At 74.4% G+C, this 25,327-nt stretch carries 21 protein-coding genes and 2 pseudogenes; 8 read left to right on the top strand and 15 right to left on the bottom strand.

Features of this window, described 5'->3' with window-relative positions; translation table 11 throughout:
- Positions 1–71: 71 nt before the first annotated feature.
- From fabG to ACWCRA_RS21815, 6 genes are all read right to left on the bottom strand, one after another.
- Entirely contained in the window at positions 72–776 is a 705-nt protein-coding gene (fabG, locus tag ACWCRA_RS21840) for a 3-oxoacyl-ACP reductase FabG (protein ID WP_451068372.1), read from the bottom strand.
- Positions 776–1,021, bottom strand: a complete 246-nt coding sequence (locus tag ACWCRA_RS21835) for a hypothetical protein (RefSeq protein WP_451068371.1) — start codon at positions 1,019–1,021, stop codon at positions 776–778. The genes fabG and ACWCRA_RS21835 overlap by 1 nt, the downstream gene beginning before the upstream one ends.
- Positions 1,021–1,578: a hypothetical protein gene (locus tag ACWCRA_RS21830; RefSeq protein WP_451068370.1), complete on the bottom strand. Its 558-nt coding sequence runs from the start codon at positions 1,576–1,578 to the stop codon at positions 1,021–1,023. The genes ACWCRA_RS21835 and ACWCRA_RS21830 overlap by 1 nt, the downstream gene beginning before the upstream one ends.
- Before the next feature lie 210 nt (positions 1,579–1,788).
- Positions 1,789–2,805 (bottom strand): AvrD family protein, encoded by a 1,017-nt coding sequence (locus ACWCRA_RS21825; protein WP_451068369.1) that lies wholly within the window; start codon positions 2,803–2,805, stop codon positions 1,789–1,791.
- A 234-nt stretch (positions 2,806–3,039) separates the two neighbouring features.
- Positions 3,040–3,525, bottom strand: coding sequence for a MarR family winged helix-turn-helix transcriptional regulator (locus tag ACWCRA_RS21820; protein ID WP_451068368.1), 486 nt, complete (start codon positions 3,523–3,525; stop codon positions 3,040–3,042).
- A gap of 173 nt (positions 3,526–3,698) precedes the next feature.
- The gene (locus ACWCRA_RS21815) at positions 3,699–5,366 is read right to left on the bottom strand and encodes an MFS transporter (RefSeq protein WP_451068367.1); all 1,668 of its coding nucleotides are present in this window, start codon (positions 5,364–5,366) and stop codon (positions 3,699–3,701) included.
- A gap of 603 nt (positions 5,367–5,969) precedes the next feature.
- Between ACWCRA_RS21815 and ACWCRA_RS21810 the strand changes: the two genes are divergently transcribed.
- From ACWCRA_RS21810 to ACWCRA_RS21795, 4 genes are all read left to right on the top strand, one after another.
- Positions 5,970–6,557, top strand: coding sequence for a DUF6506 family protein (locus tag ACWCRA_RS21810; protein ID WP_351559690.1), 588 nt, complete (start codon positions 5,970–5,972; stop codon positions 6,555–6,557).
- 197 nt (positions 6,558–6,754) lie between these two features.
- Complete coding sequence (locus ACWCRA_RS21805) at positions 6,755–7,018, top strand: DUF6225 family protein (RefSeq protein WP_351559688.1); 264 nt, start codon at positions 6,755–6,757, stop codon at positions 7,016–7,018.
- A gap of 517 nt (positions 7,019–7,535) precedes the next feature.
- On the top strand, positions 7,536–8,114 hold the full coding sequence (locus ACWCRA_RS21800; RefSeq protein ID WP_351559686.1) for a hypothetical protein: 579 nt from the start codon (positions 7,536–7,538) through the stop codon (positions 8,112–8,114).
- A 203-nt stretch (positions 8,115–8,317) separates the two neighbouring features.
- Positions 8,318–11,122 (top strand): hypothetical protein, encoded by a 2,805-nt coding sequence (locus tag ACWCRA_RS21795; RefSeq protein ID WP_451068366.1) that lies wholly within the window; start codon positions 8,318–8,320, stop codon positions 11,120–11,122.
- A 270-nt stretch (positions 11,123–11,392) separates the two neighbouring features.
- On the opposite strand, the gene ACWCRA_RS21790 is transcribed toward ACWCRA_RS21795, so the two are convergent.
- The 3 genes from ACWCRA_RS21790 to ACWCRA_RS21780 form a co-directional block, all read right to left on the bottom strand.
- Positions 11,393–12,667: a sugar ABC transporter permease gene (locus tag ACWCRA_RS21790; protein ID WP_451068365.1), complete on the bottom strand. Its 1,275-nt coding sequence runs from the start codon at positions 12,665–12,667 to the stop codon at positions 11,393–11,395.
- Positions 12,664–13,563, bottom strand: a complete 900-nt coding sequence (locus ACWCRA_RS21785; protein ID WP_451068364.1) for an ATP-binding cassette domain-containing protein — start codon at positions 13,561–13,563, stop codon at positions 12,664–12,666. The genes ACWCRA_RS21790 and ACWCRA_RS21785 overlap by 4 nt, the downstream gene beginning before the upstream one ends.
- A 73-nt stretch (positions 13,564–13,636) precedes the next feature.
- Positions 13,637–14,578, bottom strand: coding sequence for a substrate-binding domain-containing protein (locus ACWCRA_RS21780; RefSeq protein WP_451068363.1), 942 nt, complete (start codon positions 14,576–14,578; stop codon positions 13,637–13,639).
- 514 nt (positions 14,579–15,092) lie between these two features.
- On the opposite strand from ACWCRA_RS21780, the gene ACWCRA_RS21775 reads away from it, so the two are divergent.
- Both ACWCRA_RS21775 and ACWCRA_RS21770 read left to right on the top strand, forming a co-directional pair.
- Complete coding sequence (locus ACWCRA_RS21775) at positions 15,093–15,872, top strand: DeoR/GlpR family DNA-binding transcription regulator (RefSeq protein ID WP_351552075.1); 780 nt, start codon at positions 15,093–15,095, stop codon at positions 15,870–15,872.
- Between the two features lie 136 nt (positions 15,873–16,008).
- On the top strand, positions 16,009–17,253 hold the full coding sequence (locus ACWCRA_RS21770; protein WP_351552074.1) for a hypothetical protein: 1,245 nt from the start codon (positions 16,009–16,011) through the stop codon (positions 17,251–17,253).
- A 38-nt stretch (positions 17,254–17,291) separates the two neighbouring features.
- On the opposite strand, the gene ACWCRA_RS21765 is transcribed toward ACWCRA_RS21770, so the two are convergent.
- The 5 genes and pseudogenes from ACWCRA_RS21765 to ACWCRA_RS21745 form a co-directional block, all read right to left on the bottom strand.
- Positions 17,292–17,555 carry a UBP-type zinc finger domain-containing protein gene (locus ACWCRA_RS21765; RefSeq protein ID WP_351552071.1) on the bottom strand — a complete coding sequence of 88 codons (264 nt, stop codon included), beginning with the start codon at positions 17,553–17,555 and terminating at the stop codon, positions 17,292–17,294.
- Positions 17,555–17,995 carry a Clp protease N-terminal domain-containing protein gene (locus tag ACWCRA_RS21760; protein WP_451068362.1) on the bottom strand — a complete coding sequence of 147 codons (441 nt, stop codon included), beginning with the start codon at positions 17,993–17,995 and terminating at the stop codon, positions 17,555–17,557. Before ACWCRA_RS21760 ends, ACWCRA_RS21765 begins: the two co-directional genes overlap by 1 nt.
- A pseudogene (locus ACWCRA_RS21755) lies at positions 17,992–18,327 on the bottom strand (DnaJ C-terminal domain-containing protein); the annotation flags it as partial. The pseudogene ACWCRA_RS21755 and the gene ACWCRA_RS21760, both read right to left, overlap by 4 nt.
- 10 nt (positions 18,328–18,337) lie before the next feature.
- On the bottom strand, positions 18,338–19,117 hold the full coding sequence (locus ACWCRA_RS21750) for a nucleotide exchange factor GrpE (protein ID WP_451068361.1): 780 nt from the start codon (positions 19,115–19,117) through the stop codon (positions 18,338–18,340).
- 144 nt (positions 19,118–19,261) lie between these two features.
- Positions 19,262–19,564 (bottom strand): annotated as a pseudogene (locus ACWCRA_RS21745) (Hsp70 family protein); the annotation flags it as partial.
- A gap of 283 nt (positions 19,565–19,847) precedes the next feature.
- On the opposite strand from ACWCRA_RS21745, the gene ACWCRA_RS21740 reads away from it, so the two are divergent.
- Positions 19,848–21,512 carry a PucR family transcriptional regulator gene (locus tag ACWCRA_RS21740; RefSeq protein ID WP_451068360.1) on the top strand — a complete coding sequence of 555 codons (1,665 nt, stop codon included), beginning with the start codon at positions 19,848–19,850 and terminating at the stop codon, positions 21,510–21,512.
- A 439-nt stretch (positions 21,513–21,951) separates the two neighbouring features.
- On the opposite strand, the gene ACWCRA_RS21735 is transcribed toward ACWCRA_RS21740, so the two are convergent.
- On the bottom strand, positions 21,952–22,416 hold the full coding sequence (locus ACWCRA_RS21735) for an RrF2 family transcriptional regulator (protein ID WP_351552061.1): 465 nt from the start codon (positions 22,414–22,416) through the stop codon (positions 21,952–21,954).
- A 170-nt stretch (positions 22,417–22,586) separates the two neighbouring features.
- Here ACWCRA_RS21735 and ACWCRA_RS21730 point away from each other — a divergent pair, with 170 nt between their 5' ends.
- The gene (locus ACWCRA_RS21730; protein ID WP_451068359.1) at positions 22,587–25,310 is read left to right on the top strand and encodes an FAD/NAD(P)-binding protein; all 2,724 of its coding nucleotides are present in this window, start codon (positions 22,587–22,589) and stop codon (positions 25,308–25,310) included.
- Positions 25,311–25,327 lie beyond the last annotated feature (17 nt).

The raw sequence follows: 25,327 nt of genomic DNA, 5'->3' as shown, positions 1-25,327 counted from the left end.
ACCGGCCGGAGCCGGGGTGCGGGGCGGCGCGCCCGCCGCCGGGCCGGGCGGGGCGGTGGCCCGCGCGGGGTTCATCCGCCCAGCCCCAGACCGCCGCTGACCGGGAGGACGGCACCGGTGACGAACCGGCCCGACTCGCCCGTCAGATAGCGCACGGCGGCGGCGACGTCCTCCACGTCCCCGGCCCGGCCCAGCGGGGTGATGCGCAGCAGGTGCTCGCGCCGGCGGCCGGTGATCTCCCGGCTCATGTCCGTGTCGATCAGCCCCGGCGCGACCAGGTTGACCGTGATGCCGCGCGGGCCCAGCTCCCACGCCAGCGAGCGGGCCATACCGAACAGTCCGGCCTTCGCGGCGCCGTAGTTGACCTGCCCCGGCGCCCCGTAGGCGTAGGTCATCGAGGACATCAGCACGATCCGGCCCCAGCGGGCGCGCACCATGGAGCGCGCGGCGCGCCGGACCGTGCGGAAGGCCCCGTACAGATTGACGTCCAGGACATCGGCGAAGTCCCGCTCGTCCATGCGGAGCAGCGGGGTGTCCCGGGTGATGCCCGCGTTGACCACCAGCACCTCCACCGGGCCGTGCTCCGCCTCCACCCTGGCGAAGGCGGTGTCGACGCTTGTGGTGTCCGTCATCTCGGCGTGCACCCCGAACAGGCCGTCCGGGGGTCCGGAGCCTCGGTGGGTGACGGCCACCCGGTCGCCGCCGGCGGCCAGCGCGCGTGCCACCGCGAGCCCGATACCGCGGTTGCCGCCGGTGACCAGGACCGAACGCCCCATCAGCCGTCCCTCCCCCCGGCGGTGCCGTCCGCGCCCCGCGCGGGGCGGCTCTCCAGGGCCCGCCGGGTGGCGCGCGCCAGATTCAGGGACGCGGCCCGGGCGATCACCGAGCGCAGCTCGCCCAGGGTGGGTATGGGGAGCAGCCCGTCCGGAGGCCCGCCGGCCGGCTCCCGGAGCGCGCCGCCCGCGTCGCCGCTCGGCGGGGAGCGGTGGGCACCCCGCCCGGCCGCTCCGGGGGCGCCCATCACCGCACCGCCCCCGCGGCACAGACCCGCCCGGCCCCTTCGCCCGCCAGGAGATGGTCGACGGCCGCGGTGAGCCGGGCGGGAGTCAGGGTTCCCGGCAGCAGCCGGCGGGCGAAACGCGGATTGCGCGGAGCGCCGTCGGGCCGCCCCTCGATCATCAGCGGCGGCAGCAGCGCCACGGGTGTACGGGAGAGTGTCTCGTCGCTCTCCGCGAGGAACCGGGCCGCCCGCTCCCGGTCGCGGCCGGGGAGCCAGTCGAGGAACGGCAGCCGGAACTCGGCCACCTCGTCGTCGCCCCCCGGCTCCCGGAGCAGCCGGCAGGACGCCGAAGGCCACTCCTCGCGCAGCACGGGCACCCGGCTGCGGGCCTCGTCCAGCAGGACGAGCAGTGGCCGTTCGCTGTCCAGGTGCTCGCGCACCGCCGCCAGCTGCCCCGCGTCGGGCCACACCCCGACAGGGGTCCGGCGATCCGTTCCGGGGCCCTGCCAGCGGACCCGGGCCGGGCCCTCCAGAACGACCAGCACTTCTCCGATGTAGAGCGTCGGTGAAAATTGCATGAGTGATTCCCCCGTTGTTTGCCTGGCCGTCTTCCGTACGCTTTCGGGCATGGTCGGTTACCCGGTGGGATGTCATTTCCCTGGTCGGCGCGATCGGTGAACGGCGCGAGCGGACACCTGAATGGTGCGCCCGTGGAATGCGTAGTGGTGGAAGAATGCGGGCGACCGGAAAAAGAGATCATCCGGTCACCCGGTGCGTGTGCCGTGCGGTCAGGCGGCGGCGGGCAGCCGGTGCGCGAGAGAGCACTGGCCCCTGATTCCCGAGAAATCGTCGACGGCCAGCTCGGCGGCGCGCCAGCTCTCTCCCGCGAGATCGATCAGCCGGGACTTGGCGATGTGCACCGTGGGGGTGAAGCTGCGCCCCAGCGGCCGTGCGGGGTTCTCCGTGCGGATGACGAACCGCCGCATCCAGAGCGTGTTGCTGCTGCCCCGGCTGAGCCCGTCCTGCGCGTACAGCAGAACCTGGGCGAGCTGGGCCACTCCCACGAGGGCGTCGATCAGCGAGACCGAGGGGCCGTAGGCCGTCTCGGCGCCGAGGTTCTCCCCGTCCGTCTCCCCGGGCGCGACCACCCGCTGGCGCCCCCGGACCCGGTTCCGGTCGAGGTCGACATGGACGCGGTCCGCGTGCTGATCGCGGTTCTTGTACCCCTCGCCGTAGTGCCGGGCCCCGGGCGGGCCGAGGGCGGAGGCCGTGTCGGTGTACGCGGCGGGGCCGGTCACCCGGCCGGAACCGGCCTCGTGCGCCAGGGTGACGCGCACCCGCAGCCCGCCGATGCGGCAGTCGAAGGTGCTGGACCGGGCGGACCGGGCCCCGGTGGGGCCGTCGACGGACAGAAGTCTGCCCTCCACCGGGAAGTCGTCCAGGTCCTCGTGCGGACTGCTTCCGGCGCGCACATCCGCCTGCCGCAGCCAGGTGCGGCGCGCTTCGCCGGCCGTCAGGCCGAAGGCCCGGTTCACCTGGACCTCGGCCAGGGTCGCGGCCAGCACCAGGGCGTCGATGCTGCTGAGGTGCGGGCGCAGTTCCCCCGCGCCCGACTTGCGGGACCAGTCCCGCGGATAGGTCAGGGTGCCGCGTGCGGTGATCAGCGCGCCGGGCTCCGCGGAACCGTCGCTGATGATCGCGCTCAGATTCTGGACGACCCGTTTGTAGCCGCTGCCGAAAAACCGTGTCGTTCCCGGGCCGAGGCAACTGTCCAGAGATCCGTAGAACAAATTATTGCCATTCATTCCCCCGTGATCCTTCCCCCGTGTAGCAGACCGTGGTCCGCCTGTCGGTGCCGCGCTTCAGCGGGCGGCACCTTACAGGAGAGAAAGTAACACGCGCGGTCATCGGATGACCGGGAAATACGGGAATGTGTGATGGCTTCCACAAGGGGCACGGTCCCGGAAATCCGTAAGTGGAATTGACGGATTCCGGAATCCTGGGAACGGAAAGCCGGAATCCGTCGATGCGGAGCGGGATCATTCGCAGGAGATCACACGCGGCCAGCGGTCGGCGAGCAGCTCGCCGAGAACCGCGCGCAGCCGCTCGCGGTCGGCCTCGGGCACACCGGCGAGGAAGTCGCGCTCGACCTCGTCGACGGCGCGCCCGGCCCGCTCCAGGGCCTCGCGCCCGCCGCCGGTCAGGCTCAGGATGTACCGGCGGCGGTCCGAGGGGTTGCGGCGGCGCTCCACATGGCCCGCGCCCTCCATCTCGTCGATCAGCGCGACCATCGTCGTGGGGTCCAGGTTCAGCAGTCTGCTGAGATCCTGCTGGGAGAGGCTCAGCCCGCTCTCCAGGGCCGCGAGCACATAGAAGTACCGCATGCGCATCCCCTGCGCGGCGAGGGCCTGTTCCGCGTCCTCCATCAGGAGCGTGCCGGCCTTGTGCAGCAGATAGCCGGTCCTGCGGACGAGGGGGAAGTCGAGTCCGGCGGGCTCCGCCGGGGTGGGCATCGCCTGTGTCATCCTGGCCACTCCCGTTGTCGCTGAGGTGACAGGGCCCGGGATGCCGCTCCCGCGGGCGATACCGGGCGTCCCGTGCGCCGTTCGTCGGCTTTTCGAGGGTACCGGCGCGGTGACCCGTCCCCGAGGCCGGGTCACCGCGCCGTCGCGGACGCCCCCCTGGGGGCGCCCGCTGTTCAGGGGGAGACGGCGGCCGGGATCTGCTCGGCGCTCCCGTCGCCGCCGGGGGCCGGGCCGGCGGCGGTGCGCGCGGGCGGCTCCCCGCCGTGCGGTGCGGCCGTGCGGGCGCTCTCATGGAGGTCCCGGCCGCGGATGAAGGCGTACCCCACCACCGCGCCGACCGCGGAGACGGCCGCGCACATGATCATGACATCCGTCAGACCGTCCACGAAGGCGGTGCGCGCCGCCGCGTCGAGGGCGGCGGCCAGCCCTTCCGGTGCCCGGCCGACGGCCTCGGCCGCACCGCCCGCCGCGACCGCCTCGCCGAACTCCTCAGCGTTGGGCCCCAGTTGGCGCCCCGCCTCGGACTCGGTGAACAGACGGGTCACCCGGCTCTGGAAGACCGCCCCGAACCCCGCGATACCGACGGCGACGCCCACCTGCTGGAAGGTCTCGCTGATACCCGAGGCCATGCCCGCCTTGGACGGCTCCGCCACCGCGATGGAGAGGGAGGCGCGCGGGGGGTTGAACAGCCCCATGCCCAGGCCGATGCCGACCATGGCGGGCAGCAGCGCGGTCCAGGTGGTGTCCGGGCCGGTGAGCGCGACGAGGGTCAGCCCGGCCGAGATGAGCGCGAGCGAGGTTCCCACCAGCAGCCGCTGCGGCACCCGGGTCGTCAGCGATCCGGCGACGGCGGCCGCGAGGAACAGCGTCAGGGTGAGCGGCAGGAAGCGCAGCCCCGTCTCCCACGGGGAGAAGGCCAGCATGTTCTGCACATACGAGACCAGCAGGAAGAGCGCCGACATGGTGGCGGCGGCACAGAGCAGGGTCACCACCGACAGCCCGTTGAACGTGACGTTCCGGAAGAGCGAGAGATCGAGCATGGCCCGGTCGCCGAGCCGGCGCTCGACGGCGCAGAACACCCCGAACAGCACGACGGACACCAGGAACAGGGAGACGATCGGCGCGCTGCCCCAGCCGTCGGCCTCGCCCCGCAGCAGTCCGAGGACCAGCAGGGTCAGCGCGCTGGAGAAGAGGACCAGGCCCCACCAGTCGACCCCGGGCGCCGACTCCGCGCGGGACTCGCGCATCCGGAGGGCGCTGATGGCCAGTGCCGCCAGCCCGACCGGAACATTGACCAGGAAGATCCAGCGCCAGTTGATCCCGTCGGTGAGGGCGCCGCCGATCAGCGGCCCGAAGGCGATGGAGAGGCCGACCACTCCGCCGAAGATCCCGAAGGCCCTGCCCCGGTCCCTGCCCTGGTACTCCTGTCCGATCAGCGCCGGGCCGATGGCGAAGAGCACGGCGCCGCCGAGGCCCTGGAGGCCGCGGGCGACGGAGAGGGAGGTGGTGTCCGGAGCGAGCCCGCAGGCGAGCGAGGCGAGCAGGAAGACGACGAAGCCGACGTTGAACACCCGCTTGCGCCCCAGCCGGTCCGCCAGCGAACCGGCCGTCAGCAGCACCGCGGCGAGCCCCAGCGCATAGGCGTCGAGCACCCACTGGAGGGAGGTGAAGTCGGCATCGAAGGTCTCCCGGATGTCCGGGAGCGCGACGTTCACCACGGTCAGGTCGAGCAGCAGCATGAACGTGGCCACACACACCACGGCCAGTGTCCATCCCCGCCCCGCGCCGACGGCGCCGGGTGGTTCCGCCCGGCGTGCCGTCCGGTTCGTTCGTTCCGACATCGTTCCCCCGTTGTTCGGATGATCAGTAATCTCAATCGTTGGTAATCTCTACGATCCAAGAAGCTATGAATCCATCGGTCAACTGTCAATGAGTACAAGGGGTGTGCCGCGACTTCGGCCGAAAACCGCCCGGCAGTGGACCGCTCGGCCTTGGACCGCCCGGCAGTACCGCTCCACGGGGCCGGCACGGCGGCTTGCGTCCGGCGCGGACTCCGGGTTCCGAGGAGCGGGGCCTCCTCTCACCGGGGCGCGCCCCGTCCGGCCACCGGACCCGTGCCCCCGAGGACATCGGCCGGCTCCGCCCAGGGTCCTCGATCCCGCACCGGCCGGCCCGGGCGACGGCCCCACCGGGTCCTCGCGCGGCCGGCGCGGCGGCGGATCGGCGACCGGACGAGCGCATCGAGCGGCTGTCGAGGCCGCGGGCGCGTCTCATGGCCCCGTTGACGGGCCCTTTCGGCGGCCTCTTCGACGAGCCGCCACCGCCGCCCGTGCCACCGGCCCGTCGGTACGCCGGTGGAGTGCCCGCCGCCGGGAACACGGTCCGGGGCCAGGGCGTTGGCCGGGAGGGAAGGACATGGGCGGGACTGGAGGGTGGTGGGAGTCATGGCCGGTGACAGGGCGATCCTGTACGTGGCGGAGCCCGACGGGCCGGTACGGACCGGGCCCGAGGGCGGGGGGACGGTCATCCGGGCCGTACCGACGGAGGACGCCGCGGTGGAGACCGCGGTCGCCCTGGTGGAGGGCGGCGTGGAGACGATCGAGCTGTGCGGGGCGACGGGGTTCCCCTGGGCGGCGCGGGTCGGGGCGGCCGTGCGGGGCCGGGCGCGCGTGGGCACGGTGGCCTTCGGCTTCGAGTCGCTGATCGATGCGGCCCGCTTCAAGGAGCGCGCCACCGCCGGTGAGGCGCTGACGACCCTGTTCCTCTACCTCCAGGAGGGCGCCGACCCCGCCGCGGACCGGCTGGAGCGCCCGGACGGCTCCTCCCGCGCGCTCTTCGTCGCCGTCCCCGACCCGGCGGCGGGCGCCGCAGTGGCGGCGGAACTGGCGGCGGAGGTGCAGCTGATCGAGGTGTACGGAGGGTTCGGTCCCGCCGGCACCGCCGCGGTGATCGAGGCCGTGGGCGGGCGCGTCCCGGTGGGTGCCGCCGTCCACTCGGAGCCCGCGCCGACCGCTGTGCCCGCCGGGCGGTAGCGGGGGATCGGCCGCGCGGCCGGCGACGGGGACAGGAAGTCGTGGCCGATGCCCGCCCGGCACCCGTTCGGCGCCCGGCCGCTGGGCCTCCCGGAAGGGCGGGGCCGCACAGGGCCGGTGAGGTGAGATCGCGGATTGTCCGCGCGGCCCGGCGCGGGAACCGTCCTCCGCGCCGGGGGTGTGGATAGCCTCGGGCCATGGCTGACACTTTCGACCACGCCCCGGCGGTGTGGACTGCGGCGCGGCTCCGGGAGGCCCTCGCGGCCCTGCCGGACGACACCCCCCTCCACATCGGAGTCGCCGACGACCCCGGCGACTTCGACGGCTACAGCGAGTACGCCCTCGTGAATCTCGAACCGGTGGAGAAGGACTCCGCCGGGCGGGCCGGTTCGCCCGCGACCGTCGAGTACACCCTCTTCGCGGACTTCAAGGCGGGGCAGTACCACCGCGACCCCGTCTGACCCGCCGTCCGGGGCCGGTGTTCCACCGCGACCACCGGCCCGGGTGCGGAGACGGGCCGTGACCGGCGCGGCTGTGGTGAGTGCCGCCGGGAAGCGGCCCGCCAGCTGTCGGTACCGGGTCCGGGCGGTCCGCCCCGACATCCGGAAGCACTCCGGAGCCCGGAGCACCCGCCGCCCGCCGGACGGACCGGACCCTCCCCCCGCGCCCCGCTCTCGCGCCGCCCCCCGGGCGCCCGTGCGGTGCGCCGCAGCGCGCCGAGGCCCTCCTCCCGTACCGGCGGCTGATCACCGGACCGGGCCGGACCGGGCCGGACCGGGGTACGCGCCCTTGACCCCCGGGCGATTCGCCCCGCCCAACCCCCGTTCCGCCCCTTCCCGTACATCCGTCCACCCCTGCCCCCGCTCCCACTCTGTCGAAGAGGCTCCGAGGCACCCGGCCGGAGGACGGATCTCCCGTTCCCCGGTCACCGGCCCGCCGGCTCGGGCATCCTCGGACCGTCGACACGAAGGAGGAGACATGACGTGGCAGACCGACGAGTTCGGGACGTCCCACGAGGGCAGCGCGGGGGCGCTCCTGGCCGACGGCAGTGAGCCCGATCCGGTGTACCTGGACACCGGGAGCGGCTCCACCGTCCACAGCACCCGTGAGTGGTGGGCGTACGACGGCACACGGGGCACGCCCCGGGCGGCCGAGGTCCGGGGTTCGTGCTCGTGCGGCTGGCGCGGCACCGGCCGCTATCCCATCGACTGGTCCCACACGATCGAGGACCGCCCCCATCTGTTCGGCACCTCCGGGCCCCGGCACGACTGGGACCGCCACATCGGCGAGGTCGAGGCCCGCTCGGTGCCCCTGCCCGCCGAACTGGCGGGCCTGCTGGAACGCGTGGACGGGCACCTCGCCTCCCTGGCCGAGGAGGAACCGCTCGCCGCGCTGCGGGCCGTGGCCGCGCTGGAGCGCACCACCTGGCGTGCCGGCCGGAGCGCCGCCCGCAACACCGAGGTGGACGAGGTGCCGTGGGACGCGGTGGGAACGGCGCTCGGGCTGACCGAGTCGGCCGCCCGCTCCCGGCTGACGGGCTATCTGCTCCGGCACTGATCCGGCGGGCAGGCGCACGGCCCGGCCCCCGCCGGTGAGCGCACGGCACCGGGCAGCGCCCGGCGGAGCCGTGCCGGCGCCGCGCGCACCCCCGGTTCACGGCCCGAGGCAACCCTGGGCCATCAGCGGGCATCTCCCTGGAACAGGGGAGCAATCCGGGATTCCCGGGATGCCTGAGCAAGCTGATGACAAGGAGAGCAGCCTTGATCCGTGTCTCGCGCATGGTGACCGCCGCCACGGTGGTCCTCGCGCTGGCAGTGGGGTCGGCGGAGCCGGCGCACGCGTCGCCGGGGGCGCTGCCCGCCGGGCCGTCCGCCGGCACCCGGCCGCCCGCACCCGATGGCCCCGGTGGCAGCGGACTTCCGGCCGGGTGGCAGCTCACCGGTGCGGGGGCCGGGAAGCAGTTGGTCTGGGTCGCCGCCGAACCGGTGCCCATGGGCGACGCCCGGGTCGAGTTCCACACCGGACAGCGGCTCATCGGCCGCCCGGTGGCGGACGAGGACCGGCGCACCTTCCGGCTGCGGCTCGACGGCGCGTCCCCCGGGGAGCCGGACGAGCTCCGCGTGATGGCCGGCGGGCGCCGCCTCGACGGCCCCGGGGCCGCTTCCGCCCCGGACGCCCGGCTCCCCGCGGCCCCGGTGAAGCCGGCGGCCCCGCTGCCCGTGAACCAGGTCGACCCCGGTGTCCCGGGCAAGTACCGCACCGTCAGCGGTGAGTACACCCTCGACGCGGTACGCCTGCCCGGCTACCCCGCGCCGGTGGAGATGCGGGGGGTGGTGGTGGCACCGGCCGGCGCGCCGGGACCCCGCCCGCTGGCGCTGTTCCTGCACGGCCGTCACTACACCTGCTTCAGCGCCCGGGGCAACGAGGGCTCCGCCTGGCCCTGTGAGAAGGGAACCCGGCCGGTCCCGAGCCACCGCGGCTATCTGCACGACCAGAAGCTCCTCGCCTCCCAGGGCCATGTGACGGTGTCCATAGCCGCCAACGGGATAAACGCCCAGGACGAGGGCGCGGAGGACGGCGGCGCACAGGCCCGTTCGTCCCTGGTCCGGCTCCATCTCGCCCGGTGGGCCGAGTGGGCCGCCGATCCGGCCGGGGCGCCGGCGGAGGTGCGCGCGGCGGCGGCCGCGGCCGACCTGTCCCGGGTGCTGCTGGTCGGTCACTCCCGGGGCGGCGAGGGTGTCAACCGCGCCGCGCTCGACAGCCGTTTCCGGCCACCCGCCGCCCAGGACGGCTACCGGGGAGCGGTGCGCTGGCGCATCCGCGGCACCGTCCTCGTGGGTCCCACGATCTTCGGGCACAACCCCGCCCCCGACACACCGTCGATGACCATCCTGCCCGGCTGCGACGGAGACGTCTCCGACCTCCAGGGCGAGATGTATCTCGACAACAGCCGTGGCCTGGGCAGCGGCACCGCCCTGAACAGCGCGGTCTACATGGTCGGTGCCAACCACAACTTCTTCAACAGCGAGTGGACACCGGGACAGGCCGAGGCGCCCGCCGATGACGACTTCTGGCCCGACGACGAGAACCCCGACGCGGTGTGCGCACCCGGCACCGGCACCCGGCTGACCGCGCGGCAGCAGCAGACCGCGGGCTCCACCTACATAGCCGCGGCGGCCCGGCTCTTCGTCGCGGGCGACGACCGGGTGCGCCCCCTGCTGGACGGCTCGGACCGGCGCGCCCCCTCGGCCGGCCCCGCGCGGGTGCTCAGCCACGCCGTCGGCGGCAACCGCACCCCGGCCCTGCTGCCCGGCACCTCGGTCTCCGTGACCGGCGGCCGGCTGTGCGAGCAGGTGACCGACAAGCCCCGGCAGGCGTGCCTGCCCTCCCGGTGGGACGGCAGATCACCGCACTTCGCCGGCTGGGACGCCTACCCCGAGCCCGGCCGCCACGCGGTCGCGATGCGCTGGTCGGAGGCCGGTGCACCGGTACGGGTCACTCCCGCCCGGCCGTTCTCCGTCTCGGGCGCCGAGGCGCTGGCCCTGCGGGTGATCGTGCCGCCCAACACCACCGGCACCCGGCTGGACATCGCCCTCACCGACGCCTCGGGCCGCCGCGCCACGCTCGGCCGGGTCCGGGCCGACGGACTGCCGGGCACCGGGCGGACCGCCTCCCACTGGGCCCGTGAGGTCCGTGTGCCGCTGGCCGCCGCCGTCAGGGCCGGACTGAACCTCAAGCAGGTGAAGGCGGTGGAGCTGATCCCGCGCACCACCTCCGGGCAGGCCTGGCTGATGGACGCGTGGGGCTGGCGCCCCGGCACACCGGCGGTGCGGACGGTGGACATGCCGCGCGTGGACGTCGGACGGCTGACGGTCAAGGAGGGGAACTCGGGCGTCCGGGTCCACCATGTCCCCGTACGGGTCTCCGGGAGGGGCACCGGCCAGGTCCGGGCGTTCGCCTCCCGGCCGCGCGCGGACGACACCGCCGTCTCCACGGTGACGGTCGGCGAGCGCGGCCGTGCCGTCAAGGCCGCCATGAGGGTCACGGGCGACACCCGCTACGGCTACGCCTCCGGACAGACCCTGTACGTCAAGGCGGTGCGCGGTGCGGTGGTCGGGTCCCACTCCGGCGGGACGACCGTGGAGGACGACGATCCGTTGCCCCGGATCACCGTGAAACCGGTCACCGACCACGTCACCGAGGGCGGAAGCCTGACCTGGCGCGTGTCGCTGTCCGCGCCCACCGAGACGGAGTTCGGGGCGGCGGGATTCGCCTTCCTGCCGGCCGGCGACGGGACGGAGCTCTCCACCCTGGACGTCGACGGGCGGTGGCTGGAGGAGAACCTCTGGGAGCCGCGGAACCCGGAGCGGCCCCTGTCCGAGCTGCGGGCGCATCTGACACCCGCGATCCCCGCCGGAGAGCTGAGCGCGGAAGTGAGCGTTCCCACCGTCAGGGACCGGGTGAGTGAACCGGAGGAGTCCCTGCGGATGCAGCTCATGGTCCACGGCGACAAACCGGAGCCCCAGGGTCCGGTGATCACCGCCACGGTGAAGGACGCGCCGTGACCCGCCGTCCGTGACCCATGTCCCGCCGCCGCACCGGTGCCTGCCCGCACCGGTGCGGCGGCCGGCGGGGGAGGGGGTTCGAGGTCACCGACCGCCCCGGGCCGTGGCGGGCGACCGCGAACCGGGCGAGGGTCCGGCCGCTCCGGCCGGCCGGCACCGCGTACGCCCGCGCCGGCCACTCCGCCCCGGCCGTCCCCTCGCCGGCCACGGCACGGCCCGCGTTTTCAGCACGGTCCGCGCCGTTCGTACCCGGAGGCCGGGCGGAAGGGGTCAGGCCCGTCCATGGGCGACCCGCGAGCGCCGAGCCACCGAGTCCAGGGCCACCGCCAGCAGCAGCACCGCTCCGGTCACCATGAAACGGTAGGCGGAGTCCAGGTTCAGCAGGGTGAGCCCGCTGGAGATCGACTGAATCACCAGGACACCGAGGAGCGCCGCGAACGCGCTGCCCCGGCCGCCGAAGAGGCTCGTACCGCCGATGACCGCCGCCGCGATGGCGTTGAGGTTCACATCGCCGCCGCCACTGCTCTGATTGGCGGCGGCGAGCCGTGCGGCGGCCAGGATTCCGCCGAGGGCGGCGAGGGTGGCGCACAGCACGAACGCGGCCGTCAGCACCGCTGTGACGTCGATGCCCGCCCGCCGGGCCGCCTCGGCGTTGCCCCCCACCGCGTACATCGCCTTGCCGAACCGGGTCCGCGCCAGGACGTAGTGCAGCGCGAGCACCAGGGCCAGGAAGAGCACGAACATCCATCCCACGCCCCGGTCGCGGTTGAGATACCAGACCGCCGTGCCGAGGCCCGCGAGCAGCCCCAGACTCCGCAGCACCAGCATGCGCCGCGACACGGCGGGCAGCCCGGCGCGCCGCCGCTCGCCCGCCCGCGTGTGGCCCGTCGCGTACAGCGCGAGCGCCCCCAGGGCGACCAGGGTGTAGGCCAGCCAGGGCGGGACGAAGGAGAGCTGGGCGAAGGTCACCAGGCCCGAGTCGAAGGGGAGGTTGATCGAGCCCTTGGCCCCGAGGACCCACAACTGGAGCCCGAGGAAGCCGAGGAGCCCGGCGAGGGTGGTCACAAAGCTGGGCACCCCCAGCCGGTTGTGGACCTGGGCGTAGAACCAGCCGATCGCCACGGCGATGAGCACCGCCGCCAGGACCGCGACCCAGGCCGGGAGCCCCCGGTCGACCAGGAGCACGGCGAGGACCGCGGCGCTGAGCCCGCTGATCGAACCCACGGAGAGATCGATCTGCCCGACGAGGAGCACACAGACCACGCCGAGGGCGATCACTCCGACCGGAACGCTCTCCAGGGCCAGATTGGTGAGGTTGGCGCTCGACAGGAAGATCGGGTTGAGGATCTGCATCACGGTCCAGATCACGATCAGCCCCGCGAGCACGGGGGCGATCCCCAGATCGCCGCCGCGCAGCCGGTCCGTGACCGCGCTGAGCGCGCCCCGCGGCCCCGGGGGGAGCACCGACTCCCGCACCGGCTCCCCGGGCCCCGCCGCCCCGGCCCTCCTGCGGTCCCGCTCCCTGTCCCCGGCCGTACGCGTCATGACCGGGGGCTCCCGTCCGGATCGGCCGCCGCTTCGGCGTGCCCGGTTCCGCCGGGCACCGCACCGCCGCCGTGCGGTGGACCGGTCGTGCCGGGGCGGGTGTCCCGGCCGGCGCGCCGGCTGACGACGTTGTCCGACGCGCCGGTGATCGCGGCCACCAGATCCGAGGCCGTCGCGTCGGAGCCGTCGAACACGCCGTTGTTGCGGCCGAGCCGGAGCACGGTCACGGTGTCGGCGACGGCCTTCACATCGGCCATGCTGTGACTGACCATGATGACGCCGAGCCCCCGCTCCCTGAGCCGCTCGATCAGATTGAGCACCTCGGCGGTCTGCGCCACTCCCAGCGCCGCCGTGGGCTCGTCGAGAATGATCACCTTGGGGTCGCCGAGCAGCGACCGCGCGATCGCCACCGTCTGGCGCTGGCCCCCGGACAGGGCCGCCACCGGCACCCGCACGGAGGGGATTCTCGCCGACAGCTCCTGGAGCAGCGCCCGCGCGTTGACCTCCATCGCCACGTCGTCGAGGCGCAGCGCGCGCAGTTCCCGGCCGAGGTAGAGGTTCTCCACCACATTCAGGTTCTCGCAGAGGGCGAGGTCCTGGAAGACCGTCGCGATGCCGAGCTGCTGGGCCGAGGCCGGCGAGGGGATGGCCACGGTCCGCGCGCCGAACCCGATGGTGCCGGAATCCGGCGGGTGGACGCCGGAGAGCACCTTCACCAGCGTGGACTTCCCCGCGCCGTTGTCCCCGACGAGGGCGACGACCTGTCCGGCCGCGACATCGAGAGAGACATCGGTGAGCGCGGCGACCGCTCCGAAGGACTTGCTGATGCCGCGCAGGGAGAGCAGGGGGGAACCCCGCCCCTGCTGGGGCGGCGGGAACGGCGGAGGGGAGGGCAAGGCGAACCTCCGAGGCAGGGAAGGGAGTCTCGTACCGCGCGGAGCGCAGGGGCGGGCCGCCCGCCCGGCCGGGTTACTCGATGCCGAGTTCGGCGCAGTCGGCCGCGTAGGTCCGGGTGCAGACATTGGCGACGGTGAGCGGCTTTCCGGAGCCCACCAGCACATCGGCGATGTTCTCCCGGGTGACCACCGTCGGGGTGAACAGCTCCGACGGGGTATCGAAGAGGGTGGCGTTCGCCTTCGGCTTCTCGCCCTCCAGGAGGGCGAACGCCGCGTTCGCCGCCGACCGGGCGACGGTTCTGATGGGTTTGGAGATGGTGTTGTACTGATCGCCGCTCACGATCCGCTGCGCGGCGGCGGCTTCCGCGTCGTTTCCGGTCACGGGCGGCACTTTCGCGCCGGCGGCGCGGAAAGCGGCGATGGAGCCGCCGCCGGTGCCGTCATTGGCCGCGACCACACCGGCGATCCGCCCGGGGAATTTCCTGATCTGCCCGCTGACCCAGTCCTGTGCCTTGCTCGGTTCCCACGCCGGGGTGTCGTACTCGGCGAGGAGATCGAATCCGCTGGGGTCGACGGCCCGGTGAATGCCTTTCTTGATCAGACCGGCGGCCGCGTCGGTGGGAGAGCCGTTGACCTGGAGAATGCCGCCCTTGGCTGAGGTCTTCCTCAGATGATCGACCAGGGACTGGCCGATCATGGCGCCGATCTTCTCGTTGTCGAAGGAGACATAGAAGTCGGCCCTGGCCGCGGGTATCGGACGGTCGTAGGCGATCACCGGAACGTCGCGCGCCTGGGCGGTACGGACCGTGGTGGCCGCCGCCGCGGAGTCCACCGGGTCGATCACGATCACCTTGGCCCCCTGGGCCAGGGCCGAGTTCGTCTGTTGCTGCTGCTTGGCGGCGTCACCGCCGGCGTTCTGGTAGAGGACGGCGCAGCCACCGCAGAGTTCTTTCATCCTGGCCTTGAAAAGCGGGGCGTCGTACAGCTCGTACCGGGTCGACGCGAGATCGGGCATCAGGAATGCGATCTTCGCGGTGTCGTTTCCCGAACCCCTGGTCGAGTTGTCCGCCGAGCAGGCCGCGGTGGACGCGAGTACGGCTGTGACGGATAACGCCGCAGCAAGCGTTCTGAGAGAGGAGTGCTTCACTGGGATCTCCTTGGAATTCCGCCCGCGACACCCGGCAGTTGGCCGGTGGAGTGGCTGCCACCAGTCGAGATGCCCGGATACCGCTCGGTAGACCTTCGGCCTGATTCCGCGCGATACACTTAACATCGATTTCTTTAATACTGTCAATGCGTCTGTCCGACTTCATGATGGACGCCTCGCGCGGCGGGCCATGTGCCGGGCGGCGGGGGCCGGTTCGGGCCGGACGGCAGGGGTTCGGGCTGTGGAAAGTTTGTTAGATTCAACGGCGCGAACGTGAAGTGGCGCTTCCCGGGCGCTCCCCTGAACGCGCCCGGCCGGTGATCCGGCCCGTTCCGCCCGCGTCCACCCCACCGTCAACCCGCGATGCGTGAGGCTGAGGCCCATGAAGAGAACATCCGGCGACGCGCGCCGACGGCGCATCGCCGACCACGTGGTCGAGCACGGCACGGTCACCGGAGCGGATCTGGCACAGCTCACGGGCGTCAGCCTGATGACCGTCCACCGCGACCTGGACGACCTGGAGCGCCGAGGAGTGCTGCGGCGCTTCCGCGGCGGTGCGTCGGCGCTGCCGTCCACGGTGTTCGAGTCCAGCCTCGACTACCGGCTCGGGGTCAACACCGCGGAGAAGAGCGCGATAGCCCGCACCGCCGCCGCGCTGGTGGAGCCCGGTATGTCGGTGATGCTGGACGACTCCACCTCCGTCCTGGCCATGGCGCTGCTCCTCGTCGACAAGGCGCCCCTCACGGTGGTCACCAACGCCCGGCGGGTGGTCGATGTCTTCACCGAACGGGAGGGCATCCGGCTGATCGCCCTGGGCGGTGAGTACTCCCGCACCCATGACTCCTTCCTCGGTGTGCCCTGTGTCGAGGCCATCGAGGCGCTCTCCGTCGACCTCGTCGCGGTGTCGACCTCCGCGCTGGACTCCAGGATGGCGTACCACCAGGAGCAGGACGTGGTGCTGGTCAAGCGGGCGATGCTGAAGTCGTCCGCCGCGCGCGTCATGCTCATGGACCACAGCAAACTCGCGCGCACCGCGCTGCACCGCCTGGCACCGGTGGGCGAGGTCGGCCACCTCGTCGTGGACGACGGTGTGGAGCCGGAGCTGGTCGGCAGACTGCGGGAACAGACCCGGGTGACGGTCGCCGCCACCGGCGCCCCCTGACCCGGTCCGATCCCGGAGCCGCGCTGCCGTGGCCGGTACGCGCCTTCCCTCCCCGGCCCGGGAGAGCGCTGCCCGTACGGCGTAGCGGCGGCCCCGCCCGCGGGCGCCGGATGGCGGCGGCCTCTACCGTCGGGGCATGGTGATCGCACGACACGAGGTCGGCACGGCCGAGGAGCTGGTCTCGGCGCTCCACGATCCCGGTGGTCCCGCCGAGGTACTGGTCGCGGGGCGGCTGGAGGACGTACCCACGCTGGTGCTGCCACCGGGAACGGTGCTGGCGGGCGGCGGCCCGGACGCGGCCCTGGCGTTCCGCGGGGACGGGGTGTGCCTCACCCGCGACAACCGGGTGACGGGGCTGCGGCTGGAGACCCGGCCGGCCGCCAGAGCGGTGTACAACGACACCTCCGTACCCGACCTGGGAACGCTGGTCCTGGAACGGGTCTCGACCGTCGGCCGGGTGGAGCTGCTGGCCAGGGACCGGGTCGGCGCCGGGCACATCCGCGTCGACGGGCTCGACATCGAGGCGGCGGACGCCCGGGAGCGCACCCCGCGCCCCCGGGGGTACCACGTCGAGGTCCTCCAGGGCGCGTTCACCCTCTACAACCAGCAGTCCGACCCCCGGACCCTGCTCACCTGCGATCTCGTCGGCCTGTCCGCCGGACGGGAGGGCGCCCCGGTGCGCGGCGGCGGGATCTTCGTCTCCGGCACCGAACGGGGCGGCCGGGTGACGGGCGAACGCCTCCACACGGACGCCGTCTTCAGCGACGGCGGCATCCCCGCCGGAACGCCCGGGCAGATCACCGGCGGGGTCTTCGTCGTCCGCGCCTCCGTGCGCGAGGTGGTCAACCACGGGCCGGTGACCACCTACGGGGTCAACGACATGGTGCTCGACCTGTGGGGCGAGGTGGAGAGCTGGACGGCCCGCGCCCCGGTCACCTCCCACGGCCCCAGCGCCATCGGGTTCGTCAACTTCGGCACCATCCGGCGGCTCACCCTCACCGCGCCCGTGGAGACCTTCGGCCTCGGCGCCCGGGGCTTCAACATCTACGACGGCACCGTCGAGAGCGCCGAGTTCGACCGGATCGTCACCCACGCCGACGCGGCCGTCGGCATCCAGATCAGCAAGTCCTTCGGGACCCTGACCGTCCACCGGGGCATCGAGACCCGCGGCGCGGAGGGCGAGAGCCTCGTCGAGGGCGAACTCCGGAAGCTGACCGCCACCGCGCTGAGCCTGAAGCCCGGCGCCCACGCCCGGCGTATCCGCGTCGACGGCGGCATCACCGTCCACGGCCCCGGCGTCCCCGCCGTGGAACTCATCGGCTCGGTCGACGAACTCGTCCTCAACGGCCCCATCCGCACCCACCGGCCGGCCGCCGGCTGACCTCCCGTACCACCGCGCGGCCACGGCCGCCGAGGGGCTCAGACCATGGCCTCGTGGACGAAGCACCAGCGCCAGTCCTCGCCGGGCTCGAAGGACTGGACGATGGGGTGCCCGGCGGACGCGGCATGGGCCCGGGCGTGCCGTCCCGGTGACGAGTCGCAGCAGCCGACCCGGCCACAGGTGAGACAGAGCCGCAGATGGACCCAGACGGTGCCTTCGCGCAGACAGTCCTCACAGCCGTCGGGGGTCCGGGGGGCGACGGGCCGGACCATGGAGAGATGCGGATCGGGTTCACTGGTCATCACGGGCTCCCGGGGTGCGGGGTGTCGACGGGCACCGGCTCCGGCGGCCCGTCCTGGAAGGCGACGGTCAGTTCACCGCCGGCGGTGCCGAGCACGGCGGTCACGTCCTCGCGCGCCTCGCCGCTGAGCAGGGCCCGCCCGATCCGGGGCTCCACCTCGTGCGCGATGAAGCGCCGCGGCGGGCGGGCACCGTGGACCGGGTCGTACCCCTCGCTCGCGACGAGCGGCCGGGCCGGTTCCGTCAGCACCGGGCCGGCGCGCTGCTCGGCGAGGCGCAGGCCCGAGGCGCCGGCCGGGCTCTCGTCCGGCATCGCCAGGACCAGGTGCTCGGTCGAGACGTACCCGTCCTGGAGCCGCCTCGCCTCCCGCAGGGGACGGACACGGTCGGCCGGTCGCGCCCCGGCGCGCTCCCGGGGCCCCGGAGGCTCATGGGCTCTCATGTCCGCTCCCTCGGGTCGGACGCCGAGACGGCGGCCGGTTCCCCGAACAGCCCGCGCTCACGCGCGCCCGGCGCGGGCGGCACCATCACCCGGATCTCCGCGTGGAGGTCACCGGTCGCCCCCCTGGGGTGAGGCATCCCCTCGCCGCGCGGCCGCGGCCGCAGCCGCCGGCCCGTGGAGGTGCCCGGTGGCACCCGCACCGTGAGGGTTCCCCCGGGCCCGGTGACCGGCACCGCCGTGCCCGGGGCCGCCTCCCAGGGGGTGGCCGGCAGAGCGACGTGGACGTCGCGGCCGGTGAGCCGGCAGCGGGGGAGCGGGGCGATCCGGACGGCCACGGCGGTCTCACTCGGGCTCTCGGCTGACGGTCACCGCCGCCGGGCGCAGTTGGCGGCCCGGGTCGCCGTAGCCGGGGCGCAGCACCTGGACGACGGTGCCCGGAGCGGTCTCCGTGCCGGTGGTGTCCACCACGGACACCACATCGTGCCGCTGGGGGTCGAAGGGGACACCGGTCTCGTCGTGGCGCGGATAGCCGAGCCCCCTCAGCACCTCCACCGCCTGGTCGCGCACGGCCCGGACCCCGCGCACGATCGCGTCTGCGTCTGCGTCTGCGTCTGCGTTTGCGTCCGCGTCGGCGTGGGCGAGGGCGAGTTCGAGGTGGTCGAGGACCGGGAGCCAGGCGGCGGCCACCCGGGCCCGTTCGGCCTCCAGCTCCCGGGGCCGGTCGCGGGCGTACCGCTTGCGGAGGTTGTCGAGATCGGCGAGGGCCCGCTTCCACCGGTCGGTCAGCTCGTCGGGGTCCTGCCCGGCGGCCGGCGCCGCTCGGCCGGGCGCCTCCCGGGGCTGCGGGGCGTCGTCCCGCCACAGCTCGGGCGGCGACTCGGGTGGTGGCCCGTCGGAGGATGCGCCGGGCTCGGGTTCGGGTGGTGGCCCGTCGGGGGATGCGCCGGGCTCGGGTTCGGGTGGTGGCCCGTCGGGGGATGCGCCGGGCGGTGGTCCGGTGGGCGCCTGGTCGGGCGGTGATCCGCCGGGTGATCCGGTGGGCGGCGGCTCGGGCGGGGTGCCCTCGGCGGGGCGGTCCCGGCCCCCGCTCCGGTCCTGACTCTGCTGACCCTGCTCCGGCATGACCCCACCTCAGCTCCGGTCGAAGTCGGCGTCGATGACATCGTCCCCGTCCGGGGAGCCGCCCCGCGCGTCCCCCGGCCGGGCCCCACCGGGCGTCCCGGCCGCCGCGCCCGCTGCCGTACCCGACGGGCCCCCGGGTCCCGTGGCACCTCCGCCCGGCCCATCCACCACATCGGAGACGACCGCCCCGGCCTCGTCGGAGACCTCGCCGCAGCGGCGGCCGATGAACCGCTTGGCGGAGGCGATCGTGCCCTGGGGGCTGAGGATCGGCTGCCGGCGCGCGAACCGGCCGACCAGCGGCTCCCCGTTGCCGGTGAAGGCGACCACCGAGGGGGCGGTCCTGGCTCCCCCGGCGTTCGGGATCACGGCGGGCTCACCGCCCTCCCGGGCCGCGATGACCGAGCCGGTGGTGCCGAGGCCGAGGCCGATACCGACTGCCTTCGCCATGGGACTCTCCTCCCTCGCGGTACCCGCCGGACCCGGGCCGGACGGGCTGCGCGGCCGGGGTACGGGGCGCGGCCACCGGCGGCGGGCGTCACGGCCCGGGAGCGGCCACACCTCCGGCAAGGGTCGCGCGGGCCCCGCCCCCGTTCCTCGGCCCGGCGAGACCAATCCGCACGGCTCCGCCGGTCCGCCAGGACAGGCGGACGGCGGAGCTTCCTGGTGAGAGCCCGTGCCGGGCGGCGTAGCGTGGAGGCGGAGTCATGTATCGAGCCCCGAATGGAACCCGATGGACGACGCCCCCCTCGGAACGGCCCCGCCCGCCGGCCCGGTCCGGCGGCCCGCTCCGCGCCGTGCCGCCGAGCCGCCCCACCGCTCGGACGAGCGCGAGCTGCTGTGGAGCGCCCTGGCGGCCACCGCCGCCACCGGCCCGTTCGCCGCCGAGGCCGCGTATCTGCTCGACCAGGGCACACCACGCCGCTGTCCGCCGCCCGGCCCCCTCGGCCCTGCTGTCCCGGCGGGTCCCGCTGAGGGGCATCTGGACCGGCTGATCGGCGCCCTGGACGGCCACAGCCGACAGCTGGAGACCCCCGGCGGCGCTCCGATACGGGCCATCGCGCTCCGTCACCGGACCCGCTGTCTCGGCTATCTCGTCGTCCGGGAGCTGGCCACTCCCTCGGACCGGCAGAGCGCCGCCGCCGAGGCGCTCGCCCGCGACACCGGTGCGGCGCTGGCCGGCTCCGTCCCTCCCGCTCCCGCTCCCGACCCCGGTCCCGCTCCCGACCTCGCCCTTCTGCGCCTCACCGCCCGGAACGCCCTGCACGAGGCGCTCGCCCGTGCCGCCGCCTCCGGCGGGGGAGAGGAGGGCATTCTCCGGACCCTGCACGAGCACACCGGATTCCCCGTCCTCACCGAGGACCCGTTCGGCAACCCCCGGGCCCGCGCCGGCGGCGGACCGCGCCCCGCGCCGGAGGGGCGGCGCGGGGACGCGGACGGAGCACCGGGTGGCGCGGGGCCCGGCCCCGGCGCGATCCGCGACCGGGACCTGCTGATCGCCCCGATCACCATGGCCGGCGCCCGGCTCGGAGCCGTCGCCCTGGTCGACCCGGACCGCCGGGCCACGGAGACGGACACAGCCGCCCTCGAACAGACCGCGCTCGTCCTCGCCCCGCAGCTCGCCCACGAACGGCGGCTCGCCGAGCTGGAACCCGGTCTCCGCCGTGAACTGGTGGAGAAGCTGATCGCGGGCACGGCCGACGACGATGTACTGGTCCGCGCGGCCGGACTGGGCCATGATCTGCGCCGGCCGCACCGGGTGGCCGTACTCGAATGGCCCGGCACGGTCGGCCCGGCCCGGGTGGGGGACGCGGTGGAACGCGCGGCGGGCCGGCTGCGGCTGGAGCTGCTCACCGGGTCCCGGGGAGCGCGCACCGTCGCCCTGCTGACCGGACGGGACATCGAGCCCGGCACGCTCCACCGGGCCGTCTCGGCGGAACTCGGCACCGGCGCGGGCGCCCTCGGCGTCGGCGGTCCCCGTGAGGCCCACACGGAGCTGCCGCACTCCTACGAGGAGGCGGTCCGGGCGCTGACCGTACGGCGCGGATCCCATGCGCCCCACGGCGGCACCGGTTTCGAGGAGCTGGGCCTCTGCCGCATGATGGGCGCGGGCGACGGCGAACGGGAGGCCGACCGCTTCGTACGGGAGTGGCTCGGCCCGCTGCTCGACTACGACGCCGGCCACCGCACCGAACTGACCGCCACCCTCTCCCACTACCTGGAGAGCGGCGGCAGCTACGACACCACCGCCGGGCTGCTCCACATCCACCGGAGCACGGTGCGTTACCGGCTCCAGCGCATCCGGGAGGTCACGGGCCTCGACCTCGGCGATGTCGACACCCGGCTCAACCTGCATGTCGCCAGCCGTATCCACCATGTCCTGGACCGCCCCCGCTGAGCCCGATGCGGCTCCCGGGTGGTGTGTGTCCGGCCCGCCTGCCGACCGTGGCCTGCACTGTGCGCGGTCCGGTGGCACGCAATTCCAGCCTCGCCGGTGTTTGAGGCGCGGGGGTTCGGGGGCTGGTTCCCGATGTGTGTCCGGCGGGTGCGGGTGGCCTGTGGCGCGGGGGCCGACCTCAAGCTTCCCCTGGCGGGTGCCCTCAGACGGGCTGGGTTTGCTCGGTCTTGCCGGTGTGCCGGGTAATTTCAGCCTCGCCGGCGTTTGAGGCGCGGGGGTTCGGGGGCTGGTCCCCGACCTGTGCCCGGCGGGTGCGGGTGGCCTGTGGCGCGGGGGCCGACCTCAAGCTCCCCCCGGCGGGTGCCCCCGGACTGGCCGAGGTCGCCCGGGCCATGGGCCGGATGGGCCGTCGCCCGGGCCGGGCCGCGGGAGCCACCCGTCAGGACGGGTAGCTCCGGGTGTCCTCCCGGTACACCCGGGCCCGCTCCCGGACCAGAGGAGGCAGCACCCCCGCCGCCAGGTCCGCCAGCGTCGTCCCCTCCAGCACCTCCCGCAGACTCGTCCGCACCGCGCGCCACACATCGGGCAGCACCGCCGCCGCGCCGGGATACTCCAGATCCGTCAGTTTCAGGTCACGCACACTCGCCAGCGGCCCGTCCATGGCACGGATGATGTCGGCCAGGGTGATCTCCCCGGCCGGCCGGGCCAGTTCGTAGCCCCCCTCCGGCCCCCGGATGCTGCGCACGAGCCGGGCCTGCCGCAGATCCCTGAGCACGGTGAAGAGAAAGCGGACGGGGATGTCCTGACCGCTCGCGATGTCCTCCGACGTGAGCGGCCGGTCCGGGCGGCCGGCCAGCTCCGCCATGGCCCTGACGGCGTAGTCCGTTCTCGCTGAAATCCTCACGGGATCAATGTCTCACGGCTCGCGCGCACCCGGACAACCCCACCGGGATGGCCGGAACTCGCCCCGGTGTCAGCGCCGTTCGGCGGAGTGGGTGTTGTACGGCGCAATGTTCATCGGGATAGTGGAGTACTTCCGAGCGCTTCCCTGGCAGACCCCAGTCGGAGGTATGTGTGTCCCCGTCCCACCCGGATCGAGCCCACCCGGAGCCCCGCCCCGCCCGCCCCGCCCTCGCCGTCGTCGGAGCCGGAGCTGCGGGCGCGCTGACCACCCTTCAGCTCTGTACCACCGCCGCCAGACGGCGTGTCCCCCTCGATCTCTGGCTCGTCGACCCCGCGGGGGAGGCCGGCCGGGGGACCGCGTATGCTGTCCAGGACCCGCGCTGTCTGCTCAATGTGCCGGCCGGGAACATGAGCTGCTACCCGGACGATCCCGGCCACTTCGTCCGCTGGCTCTGCCGCCACGGGGACCCGTCCGTCACGGCGGCCGACTTCGTCGCCCGGCACCGCTACGGCTCCTACCTGGCCGACACCCTCGGCCAGGCGATCATGTCGGCGCACGGCACCGTCACGGTGCGCAGGCTGCGCACCACCGCCACCGGGATCTCCTGGCCCGCCGGACACCCCGCCGAGGTGCGGCTCTCGGACGGCGGGACCCTGAACGCGGACGGAGTCGTTCTCGCCACGGGGCCGACCGCGGGAACCAGCGGCTGGGCGCCGGCCGGACTGCGCGCCTCCGAACGGTTCATCGCCCGGCCCTGGGAGCCCGGCGCCCTCGACGCCGTCCGCGACGACGAGGACGTGCTGCTGGTCGGCACCGGGCTGACCGCCGTCGACCTCGCCGTGCTCCTGGACCGGCCCCACCGGGTGGTGTTCGCCGTCTCGCGCCACGGGCTGCTGCCCCAGCGGCACGCCCTGACCCCGCTCCCGCCGCTCGCCCCGCCCACAGGTCTCGCCGGGCTGCCGCTCGGCCGGCTGCGCACGGCGGTCCGGCGCCATCTGCTCGCCTCGCAGCGCGCCCACGGCGACTGGCGCCCCGCCCTGGACGGGCTGCGCCCGGTCACCTCCCTGCTCTGGCAGGGTCTCGACGACGAGGAACGGGCCGCTTTCCTCGGCTCGGACGCCGCCTGGTGGAACACCCACCGGCACCGGATGGCACCCGCCGGCGCCGAGACCATCGACCGCGCCCTGGCCGCCCGCCGGCTCCGGGTGAGCGCCGGCCGGGTCGCCTCGGCGCGCGACGCGGGCGACGGCCGCCTCACCGTCTCCCTCACCGACGGGCGTACGGTACGGGTCGGCCGGGTCGTGGACTGCACCGGCCCGGGGCTCCGCGCCGACGACCCCTCCGACCCGCTCTGGCACGGGCTCGTCGCGGACGGGCTGGCGGTGCCCGGCCCCCTGGGCATGGGGGTCGTCACCGACGCCGGCCGGCTGCGCGACAGCGGCGGCCGGACCAACCGGCCGCTGTACACCCTGGGGTCGGCCCGGCGCGGTGAGGCCTGGGAGACCACGGCGATCCCCGAGATCCGGGTCCAGGCCGAGGAGGTCGCGCTCGCCCTGCTGGCCCCGCTCACCCCCCGTACCCGAGCGCCCCGGCGCCGTCCCTCCGATCAGTTCGGGCTGGCGCTCTCCACCCACAAGGCCGCGGCGGCCGCGTACCGTCAGGCCCTCCACCGGATCGTCACCGTACGGGGCGGGGCCGAGGCCGCCCTGAACCGCGCCGTGGAACTGGACCCCGGGTTCGCCCTGGCCCACGCCGCCCTCGCCCTTCTCGGGCAGGAGTGCGGCGCGGACGTCGACGTGCCCCAGGCCCTCGCCCTCGCGGGGCGCAGTGTCCGCGAACGGGGCGACGAGCGCGAGCGCTCGTTCGTCGAAGCGCTCACCCGGCGGGTCCGCGCCGCCGACGACCGGCCCCTCGTCGCCCATCTCGGCCGCTTCCCCCGCGACGCCCTGGCGCTCGGCATGGCCGTCCCCACCATCGCCTTCTCCGGCGTCGGCGACCTGGAGGAAGGGCTGGCCGGACGGCTCCTCGACACCACCGCGCCCGCCCACGGGGACCACTGGTTCCACCTGTCGCTGCGGGCCTTCATCCGCCAGGAGCAGGGCGGGTACGAGGAGGCCGGCGAACTCGCCCGGCGGGCCCTGGCGGCCCAGCCGGACTCCGGTCACGCCGCGCACGCCCTCGCCCATGTCCACTACGAGTCCGGCCGGCACGGCCCGGGCCGCGACTGGCTCGACGGCTGGATCGCGGGGCGGGGCCGCGGAGCCGTGCACCGGGCCCACTTCTCCTGGCACGCGGCCCTGCACGAACTGGCGCTCGACGATCCCGGCGCCGTGCGCAGACGGTGGTTCGCCCAGCTCGCCCCGGACCGGGTGCACGGCGTACGGGTCCTGGTCGACTCCGGCTCGCTGCTGTGGCGCGCCCGGATGGCGCGCAGCTGGACGGGCCCGCTGCCCGCCGCGGACGTGCGCTCCGCGGTGGCCTGCGCGGAACTGGAGAGCCCCGCAACCCCGTTCACCGCGCTGCACAGCGCGGTCGCGCTCGCCGCCTGCGCCGACCTTCCCGCTCTGCGCCGGCTGCGTACCCACGCCCAGCGGGCCGATCCGGTGCAACGGGAGGTCGTCGCACCCCTCTGCGAGGCGCTCGCCGCCGTACTGGAGGAACGCTGGACCGCCGCCGCCCGGACTCTGCGCGAGGTCCTGCCGGTTCTGTACCGGGTCGGCGGCAGCGCCGCCCAGCGCGAGATCGTCGAGGAGACCCTGCTGTACGTCCTGGTGGAGGCGGGCCACTGCGACGGAGCCCGGCGGCTGCTGGAGCGGCGCCTCGACCGCCGCGCCTACCCGCTCGACCGGCGGCGGCTCGCGGGACTGCCCGGAACGGCGGAGTCCGCGGCCTGAGTCCGGCCGGGGAGGAG

It is taken from the genome of Streptomyces sp. NPDC001889, from assembly GCF_053594535.1.
The sequence above is the reverse complement of the archived record's forward strand: the minus strand, read 5'-3'. Positions and strand labels throughout refer to the sequence as shown.

Coding starts and splice junctions, on each gene's coding strand:
- fabG (WP_451068372.1), bottom strand. CDS start 776: ATGGGGCGTTCGGTCCTGGTCACCGGCGGCAACCGCGGTATCGGGCTC.
- ACWCRA_RS21835 (WP_451068371.1), bottom strand. CDS start 1,021: ATGGGCGCCCCCGGAGCGGCCGGGCGGGGTGCCCACCGCTCCCCGCCG.
- ACWCRA_RS21830 (WP_451068370.1), bottom strand. CDS start 1,578: ATGCAATTTTCACCGACGCTCTACATCGGAGAAGTGCTGGTCGTTCTG.
- ACWCRA_RS21825 (WP_451068369.1), bottom strand. CDS start 2,805: ATGAATGGCAATAATTTGTTCTACGGATCTCTGGACAGTTGCCTCGGC.
- ACWCRA_RS21820 (WP_451068368.1), bottom strand. CDS start 3,525: ATGACACAGGCGATGCCCACCCCGGCGGAGCCCGCCGGACTCGACTTC.
- ACWCRA_RS21815 (WP_451068367.1), bottom strand. CDS start 5,366: ATGTCGGAACGAACGAACCGGACGGCACGCCGGGCGGAACCACCCGGC.
- ACWCRA_RS21810 (WP_351559690.1), top strand. CDS start 5,970: ATGGCCGGTGACAGGGCGATCCTGTACGTGGCGGAGCCCGACGGGCCG.
- ACWCRA_RS21805 (WP_351559688.1), top strand. CDS start 6,755: ATGGCTGACACTTTCGACCACGCCCCGGCGGTGTGGACTGCGGCGCGG.
- ACWCRA_RS21800 (WP_351559686.1), top strand. CDS start 7,536: ATGACGTGGCAGACCGACGAGTTCGGGACGTCCCACGAGGGCAGCGCG.
- ACWCRA_RS21790 (WP_451068365.1), bottom strand. CDS start 12,667: ATGACGCGTACGGCCGGGGACAGGGAGCGGGACCGCAGGAGGGCCGGG.
- ACWCRA_RS21780 (WP_451068363.1), bottom strand. CDS start 14,578: ATGCCCGATCTCGCGTCGACCCGGTACGAGCTGTACGACGCCCCGCTT.
- ACWCRA_RS21775 (WP_351552075.1), top strand. CDS start 15,093: ATGAAGAGAACATCCGGCGACGCGCGCCGACGGCGCATCGCCGACCAC.
- ACWCRA_RS21770 (WP_351552074.1), top strand. CDS start 16,009: ATGGTGATCGCACGACACGAGGTCGGCACGGCCGAGGAGCTGGTCTCG.
- ACWCRA_RS21765 (WP_351552071.1), bottom strand. CDS start 17,555: ATGACCAGTGAACCCGATCCGCATCTCTCCATGGTCCGGCCCGTCGCC.
- ACWCRA_RS21760 (WP_451068362.1), bottom strand. CDS start 17,995: ATGAGAGCCCATGAGCCTCCGGGGCCCCGGGAGCGCGCCGGGGCGCGA.
- ACWCRA_RS21750 (WP_451068361.1), bottom strand. CDS start 19,117: ATGCCGGAGCAGGGTCAGCAGAGTCAGGACCGGAGCGGGGGCCGGGAC.
- ACWCRA_RS21740 (WP_451068360.1), top strand. CDS start 19,848: ATGGACGACGCCCCCCTCGGAACGGCCCCGCCCGCCGGCCCGGTCCGG.